Origin of the sequence: Aequorivita marina (genome assembly GCF_031631895.2) — a bacterium.
Classification (GTDB): Bacteria; Bacteroidota; Bacteroidia; order Flavobacteriales; family Flavobacteriaceae; genus Aequorivita; species Aequorivita marina.
This window is the reverse complement of record NZ_JAVMBW020000009.1, coordinates 80,620-94,785: the sequence shown is the minus strand read 5'-3', so window position 1 is coordinate 94,785 and position 14,166 is coordinate 80,620. Positions and strand designations below refer to the sequence as shown.

General features: G+C 38.9%; 10 protein-coding genes. 8 read left to right on the top strand and 2 right to left on the bottom strand.

Annotated elements, in window-relative coordinates; all coding sequences use genetic code 11:
• Positions 1–2 precede the first annotated feature (2 nt).
• From QPK98_RS10890 to QPK98_RS10860, 7 genes are all read left to right on the top strand, one after another.
• Positions 3–3,146: an efflux RND transporter permease subunit gene (locus QPK98_RS10890; RefSeq protein WP_310993363.1), complete on the top strand. Its 3,144-nt coding sequence runs from the start codon at positions 3–5 to the stop codon at positions 3,144–3,146.
• Positions 3,136–4,551, top strand: coding sequence for an efflux transporter outer membrane subunit (locus QPK98_RS10885; protein WP_310993362.1), 1,416 nt, complete (start codon positions 3,136–3,138; stop codon positions 4,549–4,551). Before QPK98_RS10890 ends, QPK98_RS10885 begins: the two co-directional genes overlap by 11 nt.
• Positions 4,552–4,954: 403 nt before the next feature.
• Positions 4,955–5,209, top strand: a complete 255-nt coding sequence (locus tag QPK98_RS10880) for a type II toxin-antitoxin system Phd/YefM family antitoxin (protein WP_310993361.1) — start codon at positions 4,955–4,957, stop codon at positions 5,207–5,209.
• A 1-nt stretch (position 5,210) separates the two neighbouring features.
• On the top strand, positions 5,211–5,468 hold the full coding sequence (locus tag QPK98_RS10875; protein WP_310993360.1) for a Txe/YoeB family addiction module toxin: 258 nt from the start codon (positions 5,211–5,213) through the stop codon (positions 5,466–5,468).
• Positions 5,469–5,699: 231 nt separating this feature from the next.
• Positions 5,700–8,225, top strand: a complete 2,526-nt coding sequence (locus QPK98_RS10870) for a beta-mannosidase (protein WP_310993359.1) — start codon at positions 5,700–5,702, stop codon at positions 8,223–8,225.
• Between the two features lie 2 nt (positions 8,226–8,227).
• A complete protein-coding gene (locus tag QPK98_RS10865) occupies positions 8,228–10,513 on the top strand; it encodes a glycoside hydrolase family 20 protein (protein ID WP_310993357.1) in 2,286 nt (761 codons plus the stop codon).
• A 172-nt stretch (positions 10,514–10,685) separates the two neighbouring features.
• The gene (locus QPK98_RS10860) at positions 10,686–11,414 is read left to right on the top strand and encodes a copper homeostasis protein CutC (RefSeq protein WP_310993356.1); all 729 of its coding nucleotides are present in this window, start codon (positions 10,686–10,688) and stop codon (positions 11,412–11,414) included.
• 41 nt (positions 11,415–11,455) lie between these two features.
• On the opposite strand, the gene QPK98_RS10855 is transcribed toward QPK98_RS10860, so the two are convergent.
• Entirely contained in the window at positions 11,456–11,923 is a 468-nt protein-coding gene (locus QPK98_RS10855) for a CYTH domain-containing protein (RefSeq protein WP_310993355.1), read from the bottom strand.
• A gap of 110 nt (positions 11,924–12,033) precedes the next feature.
• On the bottom strand, positions 12,034–12,678 hold the full coding sequence (locus QPK98_RS10850) for an NAD(P)H-binding protein (protein ID WP_310993354.1): 645 nt from the start codon (positions 12,676–12,678) through the stop codon (positions 12,034–12,036).
• Positions 12,679–12,788: 110 nt separating this feature from the next.
• Here QPK98_RS10850 and dinB point away from each other — a divergent pair, with 110 nt between their 5' ends.
• On the top strand, positions 12,789–13,892 hold the full coding sequence (gene dinB / locus QPK98_RS10845) for a DNA polymerase IV (protein ID WP_310993352.1): 1,104 nt from the start codon (positions 12,789–12,791) through the stop codon (positions 13,890–13,892).
• Positions 13,893–14,166: the final 274 nt, after the last annotated feature.

The following is a 14,166-nucleotide window of genomic DNA, read 5'->3' as shown; positions in this document are numbered from 1 at the left end:
CTATGATCAAGAAGTTTATTGAACGACCCGTTCTATCGAGTGTCGTTTCCATTATCATATTAATATTAGGGGTTTTAGGTATAACTGCCTTGCCCACCACCCAATACCCTGAAATTGCGCCGCCTACAGTCCAGGTTTCCACAAATTATCCAGGAGCAAATGCCGCTACGGTTCTTGAAAGTGTGATTGTACCTATCGAGGAGCAAATTAACGGGGTTGAAGGGATGACGTATATTACCTCTACTGCAAGTAATAACGGTAGCGCAAGTATCAATGTGTTTTTTGATCAAGACGTAGATCCAGATATTGCCGCAGTAAACGTGCAGAACCGTGTTGCCCGTGCAAGTGCATTGTTGCCTTCAGAAGTTACCCAGTCTGGGGTTATTACCCAAAAGCAGCAGACTAGCGCCTTGATGTTTCTTACCGTGTATTCTGAAAATGAAGATTATGACGGTACGTACATCCAAAACTATTTGAACATTAACGTACTGCCAGAACTAAAAAGGATTAATGGAGTTGGTGGGGTAAATGTATTTGGAAGTAAGGATTACGCAATGCGTATCTGGTTAAAACCAGAAAAATTGGCGGCATATAAACTAGAACCGTCAGATGTAACAGCGGCAATTAGAGAGCAAAGTAGAGAAGCTGCTGCTGGTTCGTTAGGGCAAAACGACGCCCAGTCTTTTGAATATGTTCTTACCTATAGCGGTAGGTACAAAGAGGCTTCACAATATGAAGATATTGTTATTAAATCTTTAGGCAACGGAAAATTCCTTACCCTAAAAGATGTTGCAGATGTTGAATTAGATGCTCAAAACTATGGGTCTATTTCGTTTACCAATGGAAATCCGGGGGTAAGTATGGCAATTTATCAAACTGCAGGTTCTAACGCGCAGGAAATTATCCGTACCGTTCACGAGAAGTTTGAAGAAATGCATAAAGACTTCCCAACGGGACTAAAGTATATTGTTAACTTCGATTCAAACGAGTTTTTGGAAGCCTCCATCAGCAAGGTAATAACCACACTTATTGAAGCATTTATTTTAGTGTTTATCGTGGTGTTTATCTTCCTTCAGGACTTTAGATCTACATTAATTCCGGCAATTGCAGTTCCGGTTTCTATTGTAGGAACTTTCTTTTTCCTAAATCTCTTTGGATACTCCATTAACCTGCTTACGCTTTTTGCGCTTGTACTTGCCATTGGAATTGTGGTGGATGATGCTATTGTTGTGGTGGAAGCCGTGCACGCCAAGCTTGAGGAAGGAGCGGAAAACGCTTTGAAAGCAACGCATTCTGCAATGGATGAGATTACGGGAGCTATTATATCCATTACCTTGGTTATGGCAGCAGTATTTATTCCTGTAACGTTTATTACGGGGCCTACCGGGGTTTTCTATGAACAATTTGGGGTAACACTAATTGTAGCTATTGCAATTTCGGCCGTAAATGCGCTTACCTTGAGTCCGGCATTATGTGCTATTTTCCTAAAATCTCATGACGAAAAAGATAAAAACAAGAATTTTTTAGATCGGTTTTTCAGTAAATTCAATACGGCATTTACCGTAACTACTAATAAATATGTAAGATCGCTAGGGTTTTTATATAAACACAAATGGATTACAGTTTTATTCCTTGGTGTGTGTGTGGCCGGTATTGTTTGGGCATCAAATACAACTCCTACTGGATTTGTGCCTGATGAGGATAGAGGCTTAATTTTAGCCAATATTGAATTGCCCGCTGGAGCATCTTTAGATAGAACTGTAGCCGTTACGCAAGAACTAGGTGAAAAAATGAAAGATGTTCCTGGAATTAGTGACTTTTCACTAGTTAATGGTTTCAGTATTATAAGTGGTTCTGGTAGTAACTATGGTATTAGTTTTATAAAACTGGATAATTGGGAAGATAGAAAAGAAGATAGTAAATCGGTGGAAGCTATTACAGGGAAGCTTTTCCAGATAGCTGCAACCATTCCCGATGCTAAAATTCTCTTCTTTCAACCGCCAAGTGTGCCAGGATTCGGAATTTCATCTGGCTTTGAAATGAAGGTTCTAGATAGAATGGGAGGCAGTTTTAACGATCTAAGTGCCGTAACCCAAACCTATTTGCAAGAACTAATGCAGCGGCCGGAAATAATGTATGCCCAATCTTCATTTAATACAGATTATCCGCAATACGAAATAGATGTAGATATTGCCAAAACTAAGGAAGCAGGAATAAGCGTGAGCTCCATTCTTACAACCTTACAAGGATATATAGGAAGTATTTACACAGCCGATTTCTCCCGCTACGGAAAACAATATCGCGTCTTTGTTCAAGCCTTGCCTGAAGATAGAGCCACGGTTGGAAGTTTGAACCAGATATTTGTGAGAAATTCGCAAAATGAAATGGCGCCAATTACTGAGTTTATCAACTTAAAACGAGTTTATGGACCTCAATCGGTAACGCGATTCAACCTCTTTAACTCGGCAAGTGTAAACGGGGCGGCCGCTCCTGGATATTCTTCCGGTGATGCAATTAATGCGGTACAGGAAGTGAGTAGCTCCTTGCCGCAGGAATATTCTGTTGCGTTCTCTGGCCTTACGCGGGAAGAGATTTCAGCAGGAAACCAGACCACCTTTATCTTTATTCTGGTAATATTATTTGTGTACTTTATTCTAGCAGCACAGTACGAAAGCTATATGATTCCGTTTTCAGTAATATTTTCAGTGCCAATTGGTGTATTTGGAGCCTATATTGTTACAAAATTCGCTGGCTTGGAAAACAACGTTTTCTTCCAGATTGCACTTATAATGCTTATCGGACTTCTTGCTAAAAATGCAATTTTAATTGTGGAATTCGCAATACAGCGGCGACGAAATGGTTTTACGCGCCTAAATGCTGCATTAGATGGTGCCAAGGCTAGACTTCGTCCTATCTTGATGACATCCCTTGCATTTATTGTAGGGTTATTACCCTTGGTTTTTGCCTCTGGAATTGGCGCACGTGGTAACAGAGCCATTGGTACAGGAGCCGTTGGTGGATTGCTTATTGGTACAATATTCGGAGTATTTGTAATTCCTATTCTCTATATCTTTTTCCAATGGGTACAAGATAAAATAAGCAAAACTCCAGATAAAATAGAAAAAGTAGCTGAAGATGAAAACTAAAAGAAATCGGTATATGAAATTTATAAAAGGAGGTGCGTTAATGCTGGTTTTCCTATCGCTTCAATCTTGTTTTGTTGCAAAGGAATACACCCGGCCAGAAACAGTGGTGGAATCACAAAATTTCCGTACAGACCAGTTGCCACAAGACAGTTTGTCCGTGGCTACACTATCCTGGAAAGAGATTTTCACAGATCCAATTCTTCAAGATTATATTGAAGAAGGCCTCACTAACAATATGGATATCCGTATTGCGCTAAAACAAATTGCAATTGCAGAGGCATACGTAAAACAGGGAAAGGCAGGTTATTTTCCTACTTTGAATGGAACGGCAAGGGCAACGCATCAGGAATTTTCCGAGAGTAGCCAATTTGGCTCACAAATGTCATCCGCAGATCAGTTTGATGTTGCGGGCGGACTTTCCTGGGAAGCGGATATTTGGGGGAAAATTAGAAGCAGCAAACGCGCTTCAGATGCTGCGTACCTACAAACCGTTGCAGCGCATCAGGCTGTAAAAAGCAGGTTGGTGGCCAATATAGCAGCTACTTACTATCAGCTTTTGGCAATAGATGAACAAATACGCGTTACAGAAGAAACGATAGAAACTCGTACCAAAGGTTTAGAGACAACCATAGCTTTGAAAGAGGCTGGAAACGTTACTGAAGTTGGCGTAAAACAAACAGAGGCTCAACTTTACACCGCTCAAGCTATTTTAATAGATCTAAAAACCCAAAGCCGATTGATGGAGAATACAATGTCAATCCTTTTGGGCAGTGCTCCGCGTGAAATGAATAGAGGTACTTTGGCCGAACAAAATGTAGATATTCCATTGAAAACGGGTTATCCATCGCAACTGCTTAGCAACAGACCAGATGTTATTGCGGCCGAATACAGTTTGGTAAACGCATTTGAACTTACCAACGTTGCCCGAAGTAGCTTTTACCCTTCGCTTACATTAAGTGCCAACGGTGGTTTCCAGAGCTTAGACTTGGACAAACTGTTTAATATAAACTCATTATTTGCTACTGTTGTAGGTGGGTTAACCCAACCTATTTTTAACGGCAGAAAAATAAGAACGCAATACGAAGTGTCGCAAGCACAGCAGGAACAGGCATTGCTGCAATTTAAATACGCTTTGCTAGTTGCCGGAAAAGAAGTTTCGGATGCTATGTTTTCAATAGAAGCAGCTTCAGAAAAAATAACGATTAAAGAAAGCGAGAACGAAGCTTATGGTTTGGCTACCGATTATTCTGAAGAATTATTGGACAATGGTCTTGCCACCTATTTAGAGGTTTTGACCGCTCAAGAACGTGCACTTAGCTCCAACCTAGATTTGGTTGCTGCAAAAAACAATCGCCTACAAGCTATCGTAGATTTATACGAAGCTCTTGGTGGCGGTTGGAGATAATAACTTTTTTCATTGGTTAGTAGTTTGATTGATTGGCCGCCCTGGCTTTTTTGTTGGGGCGGTTTTTTTATTTTTAACCTTTTACAAAGTTGAACTACTTATTTTGTCACTTTGGATTATGAATAAGTTTTGAGAGGATTATTGGCTATCGTAAAACTTTGTCAAAGTTGTCATTATTACCTCTGAAGAATTACGGTCTAATTGAATCCTCTGCAAGGTCTCTTTTTTGACCTTGTAGGTCTTTCTTCTACTACAAGAAAAATGAAAAAGATCTCCAAGGTTCTGAAAACCTTGCAGGATAAGGTTGTTGATACTATCAGGTAATCCACTGAGTATTTATTTTAAATAAAATTGTTTTAATAACCCAATGTACATATATTTGTACATATTTAAACACAATATTATGCAAATTGCATCTGTCTCAGATTTTCGAAAAAACCTTAAGACCTACTTAGATAGCGTTGTAAAAAACATAGAAACACTTATTATTAATCGTGGTAAGGACGATGGAATTGTAGTTATGTCATTGCGGGAATATAACTCTTTGATGGCTACAAGTCATGAGCTGTCTTCGAGAAAAAATGAGATAAGGTTGGATTCTGCCATTGAAAAATTAAAGAGCGGCGAGACTTTGAACAAGGAGTTATTGAAAGCCTAAGATGAAATATATATTCGTAGATGAATCTTGGGAAGATTATTTGTTCTGGCAGAAAACCGATAAAAAGAAGATGAGGAAAATAAACCAGCTATTAAAGGATATAGCAAGAAACCCCTATGAAGGAATTGGCAAACCAGAACCCCTAAAGCATAAATATTCTGGATTTTGGTCAAGAAGAATAGACAGCGAGCACAGGTTAATTTATCAGTATAAAGAAGACGAAATATTAATAGCAAAATGTAGGTTTCATTACGATTGAATATTTAATACCCACGAGTTAATTTTGAAATTAACTGACCGCCCTGGCTTTTTTGTTGGGGCGGTTTTTTTGTTTTTAACCTTTTACAAAGTTGAACTATTCATTTTGCCACTTTGGATTAAGAATAAGTTTTGAGAGGATTATTGGCTATCGTAAACCTTGTCAAAGTTGTCATTTAGTTTTAAACCCTATCCATTTATTCCTTATCTCAAAAACCAGTATTTTAGCCCAATGGGAAAATTATGTTTCTTTACGTTTTTGGTAGTTTTCACGTTCATCTCTTGTGAAGAATCTTCTAACGGAACCATTTCACTAAACGAAGGATGGCAGTTTTCAGAAACCAAGAATCCAAATTGGCAACCCGCTGAAGTACCTGGAACCGTACAAGCCGATTTATTGCGACTGGGAGAAATACCCAACCCATTTCTTAAAAACAACGAAGACTCCATCCAATGGGTTTCTTCTAAAAATTGGCAGTATAAAAAACATTTTTCACTTTCAGATAAAACATTAAAAAAGCAAAAACACATTTTAAACTTTGAAGGCTTAGACACCTATGCTGAGGTTTTTTTAAACGATAGCCTTATTCTTTCTGCCAATAACGCTTTCCGAAGCTGGGAGGTTGACGTAAGCGAAATCCTAAACCCTGAAAATGAGCTTTTGGTGGTTTTCACGAATATCGATTCCGTAGAAAAACAAAAAGCTGCTCAGTTGGACTATAAATTACCTGAAGATGCCCGCGTTTTTAGTAGAAAGCCGCAATATCAATCGGGGTGGGATTGGGCACCGACCATTAAAACAATGGGTATTTGGCGGGATGTAGCATTGATAAGTTTCAATTCGGCCCGAATGACTGATGTTTTTCTGCAAACAAAATCCATAAGCGACACGCTTGCTCAAGTTGTGGCTCATATTGGGATAGAAGCTTTAAATGAAAAGGATTATACGCTTCAAATCAAAAATAAAACTACGGGTGAAATATTTTCTAATACTCTTAAAACCTTTCCCGGTAAAAAGGAATATAAACTTCCCTTCACCATCAAAAACCCGAAACTTTGGTGGACGCATAATCTAGGCGACCCATTTTTATACGACCTTCAGATTGATTTAATTCATAAAGGAAAAGTCTTGGAAACCCATTTAGAAAAATTGGGAATCCGTTCGGTGGAATTGGTTACCGAAAAAGATTCTCTGGGTGAAAGTTTCTATTTTAAATTGAATGGAAAACCAGTTTATATGAAAGGCGCTAATTACATTCCCCAACAGATGATGGAGGCCAAAGTGAACCGTCAAAAATATGTTGAGCTTATTAATGACGCGGTTTCGGCCAATATGAATATGCTTCGCGTTTGGGGCGGCGGAATTTATGAAGCCGATTATTTTTATGATTTATGTGATGAAAAAGGAATTTTGATTTGGCAGGATTTTATGTTCGCCGGCGGAATGTATCCTGGTGATAAACCTTTCCTTAAAAACGTAAAACAGGAAGCGATAGAAAATATAAAGCGCTTACGAAATCACGCTAGCCTAGCCCTGTGGTGCGGCAATAACGAAATTAGTGAAGGTTGGGCGCGCTGGGGCTGGCAAGACGGTAAGACAGCATCTCAAAAAGCGGAAATAGAAGAAGCATATACAGCAATTTTTAATGAAATCCTGCCAGAAGTGGTGGATAGCCTAAACCCAAATATTGCGTATTGGGAAAGCTCTCCAAAATTTGGCCGTGGCGACAAACGTTATCAGTTTGAAGGTGATGCTCACGATTGGTGGGTGTGGCACGATGGCTATCCGTTTGAGCATTTTGAAGAAGAAGTACCGCGGTTTATGAGCGAGTTTGGGTTTCAATCTTTTCCAAGTATCAAAACCATTGAATTTGCTACGGGCAGAGATTCCGTTATAATGAAGGATCCGCTTTTTGCAAATCATCAAAAACACAAAAGAGGATTTCAGATTATCGATGATTATATGCAACGCGATTTTCCCGTTCCAGATAATGCCGAAGACTATGTTTATATCAGTCAGCTACTGCAAGCTTACGGAATTACCAAAGGAATCCACGCCCATCGCCGAGCAAAACCCTATAATATGGGAACGCTATATTGGCAGTTAAACGATCTCTGGCCCGTAGTTTCTTGGTCCAGCATCGATTATTTGGGAAATTGGAAAGCACTTCACTACGAAGTGAAAAAGTCCTTTAAAAACATTCTGATTTCTGCTGAAGAAAAAAATGACTCGCTCAATATCTATATCGTTAATGATACTTTCAAAACTGTAAAAGAAACACTCTCATTAGCCTTAATGGATTTCTCAGGTGGAATTATCTATGAAAAACAAATTCAAGTTGAAAGCCCTGAAAACAGTAGTGAAATTTTATTTACACTTCCATTAGAAACTTTGAATTTTGACAAAGCTTCCAGTGTTTTAAAACTGAATTTCGGTGAGAGCGAATACTTGCATTATTTTGTGAGGCCGAAGGATTTGAAACTCCTTGAAAACAAAATTGAAATCGAAATCGAAAGCGAAATCGAAATCCAAGTTAAGGAAGAATTGAAAACCAAAGTAGAAAAACATATTTTCAAAATCACCCTTTTCTCAAAAACCCTTCAGAAAAACGTTTTGCTAGCTGCCGATTCTAAAGGACGATGGAGCGATAATTATTTCGATTTACTGCCAAATGAGCCTAAAACCATTTACTTTTATACAAATAGTGAAACCCCACCAAAATTGCAGTACAAAACCTTAAACCAATTTATTAAATAACGATGCGAAATTTATACACTTTAATTCTATCAATTTTCTGTTTTAGCGTTTATTCCCAAGGTCCAGAAGTGGTTTTGATTCCCAAACCGCAACAAATGGAACTGCGTGATGGATATTTCACTATTGATAAAAATACAGGCTTCTTTTTTGAGCCGGAATTTGAAATTGCGGGAAACTTCTTTCAAGAGTTTCTTGAAAATGGGGCGGGATTTCAACTTCCGAAGAAATCAAAAAATAAGGCGGAAATCATTATTCAGAAAGATACAAATCAGCCTACGGAGGGATATAGCTTAAACATTTCGGACTCTAAAATACGCATTAAAACCAATGATGCCAGTGGCGCTTTTTATGCTATTCAAACGCTTCGACAGTTGCTTCCTTCAAGTTTGGAAAAAGCAGATAAAACGGATAAAAAGCTTCTTTCAGTACCACAATTGTCTATTACCGATTATCCAAAATTCAAATATCGAGGGATGCATTTGGACGTGGGCAGGCATTTTTTCGACACGGAATTTGTAAAAAAGTACATTGCCAATATCGCAATGTTGAAAATGAATTATTTCCATTGGCACCTAACCGAAGACCAAGGCTGGCGCATCGAGATAAAGCAATATCCAAAACTGACTGAAAAAGGCGCTTTTCGTGAGGAAACGCGGGTTGGACATTACGAGGACAAGCCCGAAACCTATGACGGTAAACGCTACGGCGGATTTTATACCCAAGAGGAAATCAAGGAGGTTGTTGCCTATGCTGCAACTCAAAATGTAACCATCATCCCCGAAATTGAAATGCCCGGCCACGCGCAGGCCGCAATTCATTCGTACCCCGAATTGGGATGCACCGGCAAGCAGGTTCCGGTAGCTACAACTTGGGGCGTATTTGAGGATATTTATTGCCCAAAAGAAGAAACATTTACCTTTTTAGAAAATGTGTTAAGTGAAGTAATGCCTTTGTTTCCGGGAGAATATATTCACATTGGCGGTGATGAGGCTCCAAAATTGCGATGGAAAAACTGTAGCCATTGCCAACAATTGATAAAGGACAAAAATTTGAAAGATGAAGCGGGTTTACAAAGCTATTTTATTCATAGAATCGAGGAATTTGTAAACAGCAAGGGCAAAAATATAATAGGTTGGGACGAAATTCTGGAAGGCGGTCTGGCTCCAAATGCCACGGTGATGTCTTGGCGTGGAATGCAAGGTGGAATTGATGCTGCAAAACAAAAACACGACGTGATTATGACGCCCGTTTCGCACGCGTATTTTGATTATTACCAAAGCGAAAATCTGGATGAGCCTACTGCAATTGGAGGCTTTTTACCACTCAAAAAAGTGTATGCTTTCAATCCTATTCCACACGAATTGACTGAGGAAGAAGAACAATATATCCTCGGCGCACAAGCAAATGTGTGGACGGAGTATATTCCTACCGAAAAGCAGGCTGAATATATGGTCTTCCCTAGGATCCTTGCTATGAGCGAGGTGGTTTGGAGCGGGCCTTCCAAAAACTTTGACAAAGACTACCCCAATTTCTTTTCGCGGGTTGAAGGTTTTATGAAACGTTTGGACGCTTTGGATGTTAATTATGCCAATTATTTATATGAAGTTGAAGGTAGAATTCTTAAAGAAAACGGTAAGGTTTATTATGAGCTTACCACGCCCACCAAGGGAAAGGAAATTCGGTATTCCAAAAATAACGCTGCTACAGAAATTTATTCCGAGCCAATTTTAGTTGAAAAAGATACTAAAATCACCGCTAATGTCTTTAAGGATGGGAAAGAATTGGGTCGTGATTTTTCCGAAGAAATAAAATACCACAAAGGCATTACGGGAGAGATCGAAATTAACGTGCAACCAAACCCAGCTTATGCCGCAGGAGGAAAGGAAGCGCTTATCAACGGAATTTCGGGAAGCGATAAACGTTATGGTGATAAGGAATGGTTGGGGTTTTGGGGCGATGACCTGGAAATTACAATTGATTTGGGGAAAGACATGGAAGTTAAATCACTAAAAACTCGCTTTTTCAATTCGCCGGGCGTTTGGGTTTATGCGCCTAAAGTATTGACCATCACTGGCGAAAGCTCCGATGGCGGAAAATTTGTTTTGGGAAAACAGATTATGCCCAAAGACAGCAATTTATATGATGTGGAAGTAGATTTGAGCCAATATCAAGGCATAAAGCCTCGTTTTATAAAATTGACAATTCCCAGTTATGGAATGATTCCCGATGGCCTGCAAGGTGCCGGCCATAATGCGTGGACGTTTATTGATGAAATAGTCGTTGAATAAATGGCTTTTTAACTTTCTAACTTTGACAAAGTTTAAAACTTTGTCAAAGTTGAATATGCGCAATCAGATATCTTTGGGTTTTTTTTAATAGCCACTGAGCCTCAGCTCGTGGTAAAGAAAGTGTCAGTTATTTCTGGCTTTAGCCACATAAATAGAAAGTGTATTTTAGAATATGAAAATAGAAATCTGCGCCAATAGCTTTGCCAGTGCCAAGTCTGCCCAAGATGCGGGAGCCGACCGAATTGAGCTTTGCACCGAACTCTCGGTTGGCGGACTCACACCATCCTACGGGTTACTGGAAAAAGTATGCTCAGAGCTTAACATTCCGGTTCACGTTTTAATTAGGCCAAGAAGCGGGGATTTTACCTATTCCGAAGAAGAATTAGATGTAATGCTACGGGATATTGCGCTATGTAACAAACTTGGCAGTGCAGGTATTGTAAGCGGAGCTTTAACTGCTGACCTTAAAATTGACATCGAAAAAACGCATCGGTTGATACGTGCTTCCGAGGGAATGGAATTTACTTTTCACCGCGGTTTTGACTGGGTTGAAAACCCTGCGGAGGAGCTTCAAAAATTGATGGATTTACAAGTCAACCGATTGCTTTCCTCAGGGCAAAAATCAACTGCAATTTTCGGAATTTCACTTTTAAAACAACTTAAAATTCATTCCGAGGGGAAAATTGAAATTATGCCTGGAAGTGGAATAAATATCGACAACGCACTGGAATTTAAGGAAGCTGGATTTACGAGCATTCACTTTTCAGCAACCACCAAAAAGCAAGTGCTTTCGCAAAGACCAGCGGTGTCTATGCACAGCGAGGCCTTTTTTAAGGAAGGGATTGTTGCTACTTCAAACAAAGAGACAATTAAAAGGATCATTCAACACATATCAGATTGATATTTTCATAGAAATGATTGATAATAGGATTTATCGAGGAATCACCAATTTTTAAATGGATTTTTGCTCAAATTTGAATTGTAATATTTTACGTCTCCAGTAACTTCCTCTCCCAGCCATTCTGGTTTTAAAAAAGTTTCATTTTCAGTTTTGAGTTCAACTTCGGCGACGGTAAGACCTTTGTTTTCACCAAAAAACTCATCTACTTCAAAAACGTGATTGCCACATTTTATTTCAAAACGGATTTTCTCAATAATTCCTGGTTCACAGAGCTTGATAAGTGCTTCCGCTTCAGCAAGGGCGATTTTCCGTTCCCATTCAAATCGGGAAACGCCTGTCTTGTTTGATTTTCCCTTTACCGTGATAAATCCATCATTTCCTTTAATGCGGATTCGAACTGTGCGTTCTGGATGCGTATTTAAAAACCCCTGAACAATGCGGGTTTGCTTAAAAGCTTCGTTTTTAAAAGCTTCGGAAGTGACCAAAAATTTGCGTTCTATTTCTTGCATTTTGAAAAGTGTTATTTTCAGTCCTGCAAGGTGTTGCCAGAGGCCTCCTTGTAGGACTTAATTTATTGCGATCGCGATAGCAATCGGGAGAAGCAATCTCCTTGTAGGTATTAGCCTACAATCTCTTTTATCTTTTCTGAAGTAATTATTTTATCAGAAAAATCTTCTTTTGCCAAAACCTGCATCGCTTCCGCAATTGTTTTAGCTTTTATCATTTTGTATTTCTTTGGAATCAAAAACCCGAATATTTTCATAAAAAACTCGGCAATATTTTCTCCAAATCGCGATTCGTTTCGGTCGCCAACAATTAGGGACGGTTGAAGTATGTACGTGTTTTCAACCTCCTGTTTCAATACATCGCGCTGCATTTCGCCTTTGGTTCTATTATAAAACACACTACTATTTTCATCTGCTCCCAGCGCTGAAATCACGATAAAAGTATTAATTCCATTCTGTTTTGCCAGTTTTGCCGCCGTCACAGGGATGCCATAATCTATCTTTCTATAGGTGTGTTTGTCGGGAGTTTTTGATTTTGTGGTGCCAATACAGCAAAAAACAACATCGGCTTTAAAGTCTTCAGAGTGTTTTTCCAACTCGAACATATCTATCAAATGTTCTTCAATTTTAGGATTGGTTATAGCGACGGTACTTCTGGAGAAAAGTTTTATTTTTTTGAAAGATGGATCTTTCAATAGCTTTTCCAATAACAAGCTTCCGGTTAATCCGGTTGCACCTAAGATGATTGCTGTTTTCATAGGTTAAATATACCTACAAGGTTTTAGAAACCTTGCAGGATTTGTGGAAAACTCAACGGTTTTCAAAATATTTCAGGTATGGAGTCCATTAAAGATATTAAATTTACAATATGCTAGAGCTGTTTCCTATTCGCAAAATAATCCATATAGATATGGATGCCTTTTATGCTTCCGTAGAGCAATTGGATAATCCTGAATTGCGTGGAAAAGCTTTGGCTGTTGGTGTTAGCGAAAAACGGGGCGTGGTGGCTGCGGCTAGTTATGAAGCGCGAAAATTTGGCGTGCGAAGCGCAATGAGTGGCATGGCAGCAAAACGTAATTGCCCAGATTTAATTTTTGTTCCACCACGTTTTGATCGATATCGTGAAATTTCCAATCAGATACGAAAGCTGTTTTTTGAATATACCGATTTGGTAGAACCGCTATCGCTTGACGAAGCTTATCTTGATGTAACTGAAAACAAAAAAGGAAACCCCAGCGCAACAATGATTGCTGCCGAAATTCGGAAGAAAATAAAGGAAAGGACTGGGTTAAATGCTTCCGCAGGAATCTCGATAAATAAATTTGTGGCAAAAATAGCGAGCGACATTAATAAACCCAACGGACAAAAAACAATAGTTCCTGAAGAAGTGGAGCCTTTTTTAGAGACGTTAGACGTAAAAAAATTCTTTGGCGTTGGGAAGGTTACCAAGGAAAAAATGTATCGCCTAGGGATTTATACGGGAGCCGATTTGAAAAACCAATCCTTGGAATTTTTAAGCGAAAATTTTGGAAAAAGTGGAACACACTATTACAATGTGGTAAGGGGTATTCATAACAGTAAGGTAAAAGCGACTCGAAAACAAAAATCCTTAGCGGCGGAACATACGTTTACAGAGAATATTTCGTCAGAAATTTATATGATGGAACGTCTGAAAGAAATCGCTGTTGAGGTTGAGCAGCGCCTATTAAAGCGAAAATTGGCTGGAAAAACTGTCACCTTAAAAATTAGGTATAGCGATTTTAGCATTCAGACTCGAAGTAAAACTATAGCGTTGTTTATTTCTTCCAAAGAACTTATTCTGGAGGTAGTTAAAGAGCTGTTATATCAAGAAAAAATGAAGGAATCGGTTCGTTTATTGGGTATTTCAATATCCAACCTTAATAACGAAACCCCGAAACAAAAAGATGTTGAAGCGGAGTCGATAGATGTACAGCTAAAGCTTGAGTTTTAGCGCCCATTCGCCCAAAAAAGGAGAGGAAAATCCTTCTATTTAACTTTGACAAACTTTTTAAACTTAGTCAAAGTTTAAAAGTTGAAAGGAATCCTGAAAAATTTATATATAATAAAAAGACTACGTATCTTTAAGCTAATTTAAAATGCCAAATTATGAAGGCCGTAACTATTTCCACTCTTGCAGTAGTATATTCTGAATGAGGTTATTCGTGGAATCGATATGAAATTATTTAAGCACATAACATTCCTCGCAAGAGTAATTTCGTGAAAAT

Excerpts from the sequence above, each read along its gene's own strand:
- QPK98_RS10865 (WP_310993357.1), top strand. The coding sequence starts at position 8,228 with ATGCGAAATTTATACACTTTAATTCTATCAATTTTCTGTTTTAGCGTT.
- QPK98_RS10875 (WP_310993360.1), top strand. The coding sequence starts at position 5,211 with ATGAAATATATATTCGTAGATGAATCTTGGGAAGATTATTTGTTCTGG.
- QPK98_RS10855 (WP_310993355.1), bottom strand. The coding sequence starts at position 11,923 with ATGCAAGAAATAGAACGCAAATTTTTGGTCACTTCCGAAGCTTTTAAA.
- dinB (WP_310993352.1), top strand. The coding sequence starts at position 12,789 with ATGCTAGAGCTGTTTCCTATTCGCAAAATAATCCATATAGATATGGAT.
- QPK98_RS10860 (WP_310993356.1), top strand. The coding sequence starts at position 10,686 with ATGAAAATAGAAATCTGCGCCAATAGCTTTGCCAGTGCCAAGTCTGCC.
- QPK98_RS10890 (WP_310993363.1), top strand. The coding sequence starts at position 3 with ATGATCAAGAAGTTTATTGAACGACCCGTTCTATCGAGTGTCGTTTCC.
- QPK98_RS10850 (WP_310993354.1), bottom strand. The coding sequence starts at position 12,678 with ATGAAAACAGCAATCATCTTAGGTGCAACCGGATTAACCGGAAGCTTG.
- QPK98_RS10870 (WP_310993359.1), top strand. The coding sequence starts at position 5,700 with ATGGGAAAATTATGTTTCTTTACGTTTTTGGTAGTTTTCACGTTCATC.
- QPK98_RS10880 (WP_310993361.1), top strand. The coding sequence starts at position 4,955 with ATGCAAATTGCATCTGTCTCAGATTTTCGAAAAAACCTTAAGACCTAC.
- QPK98_RS10885 (WP_310993362.1), top strand. The coding sequence starts at position 3,136 with ATGAAAACTAAAAGAAATCGGTATATGAAATTTATAAAAGGAGGTGCG.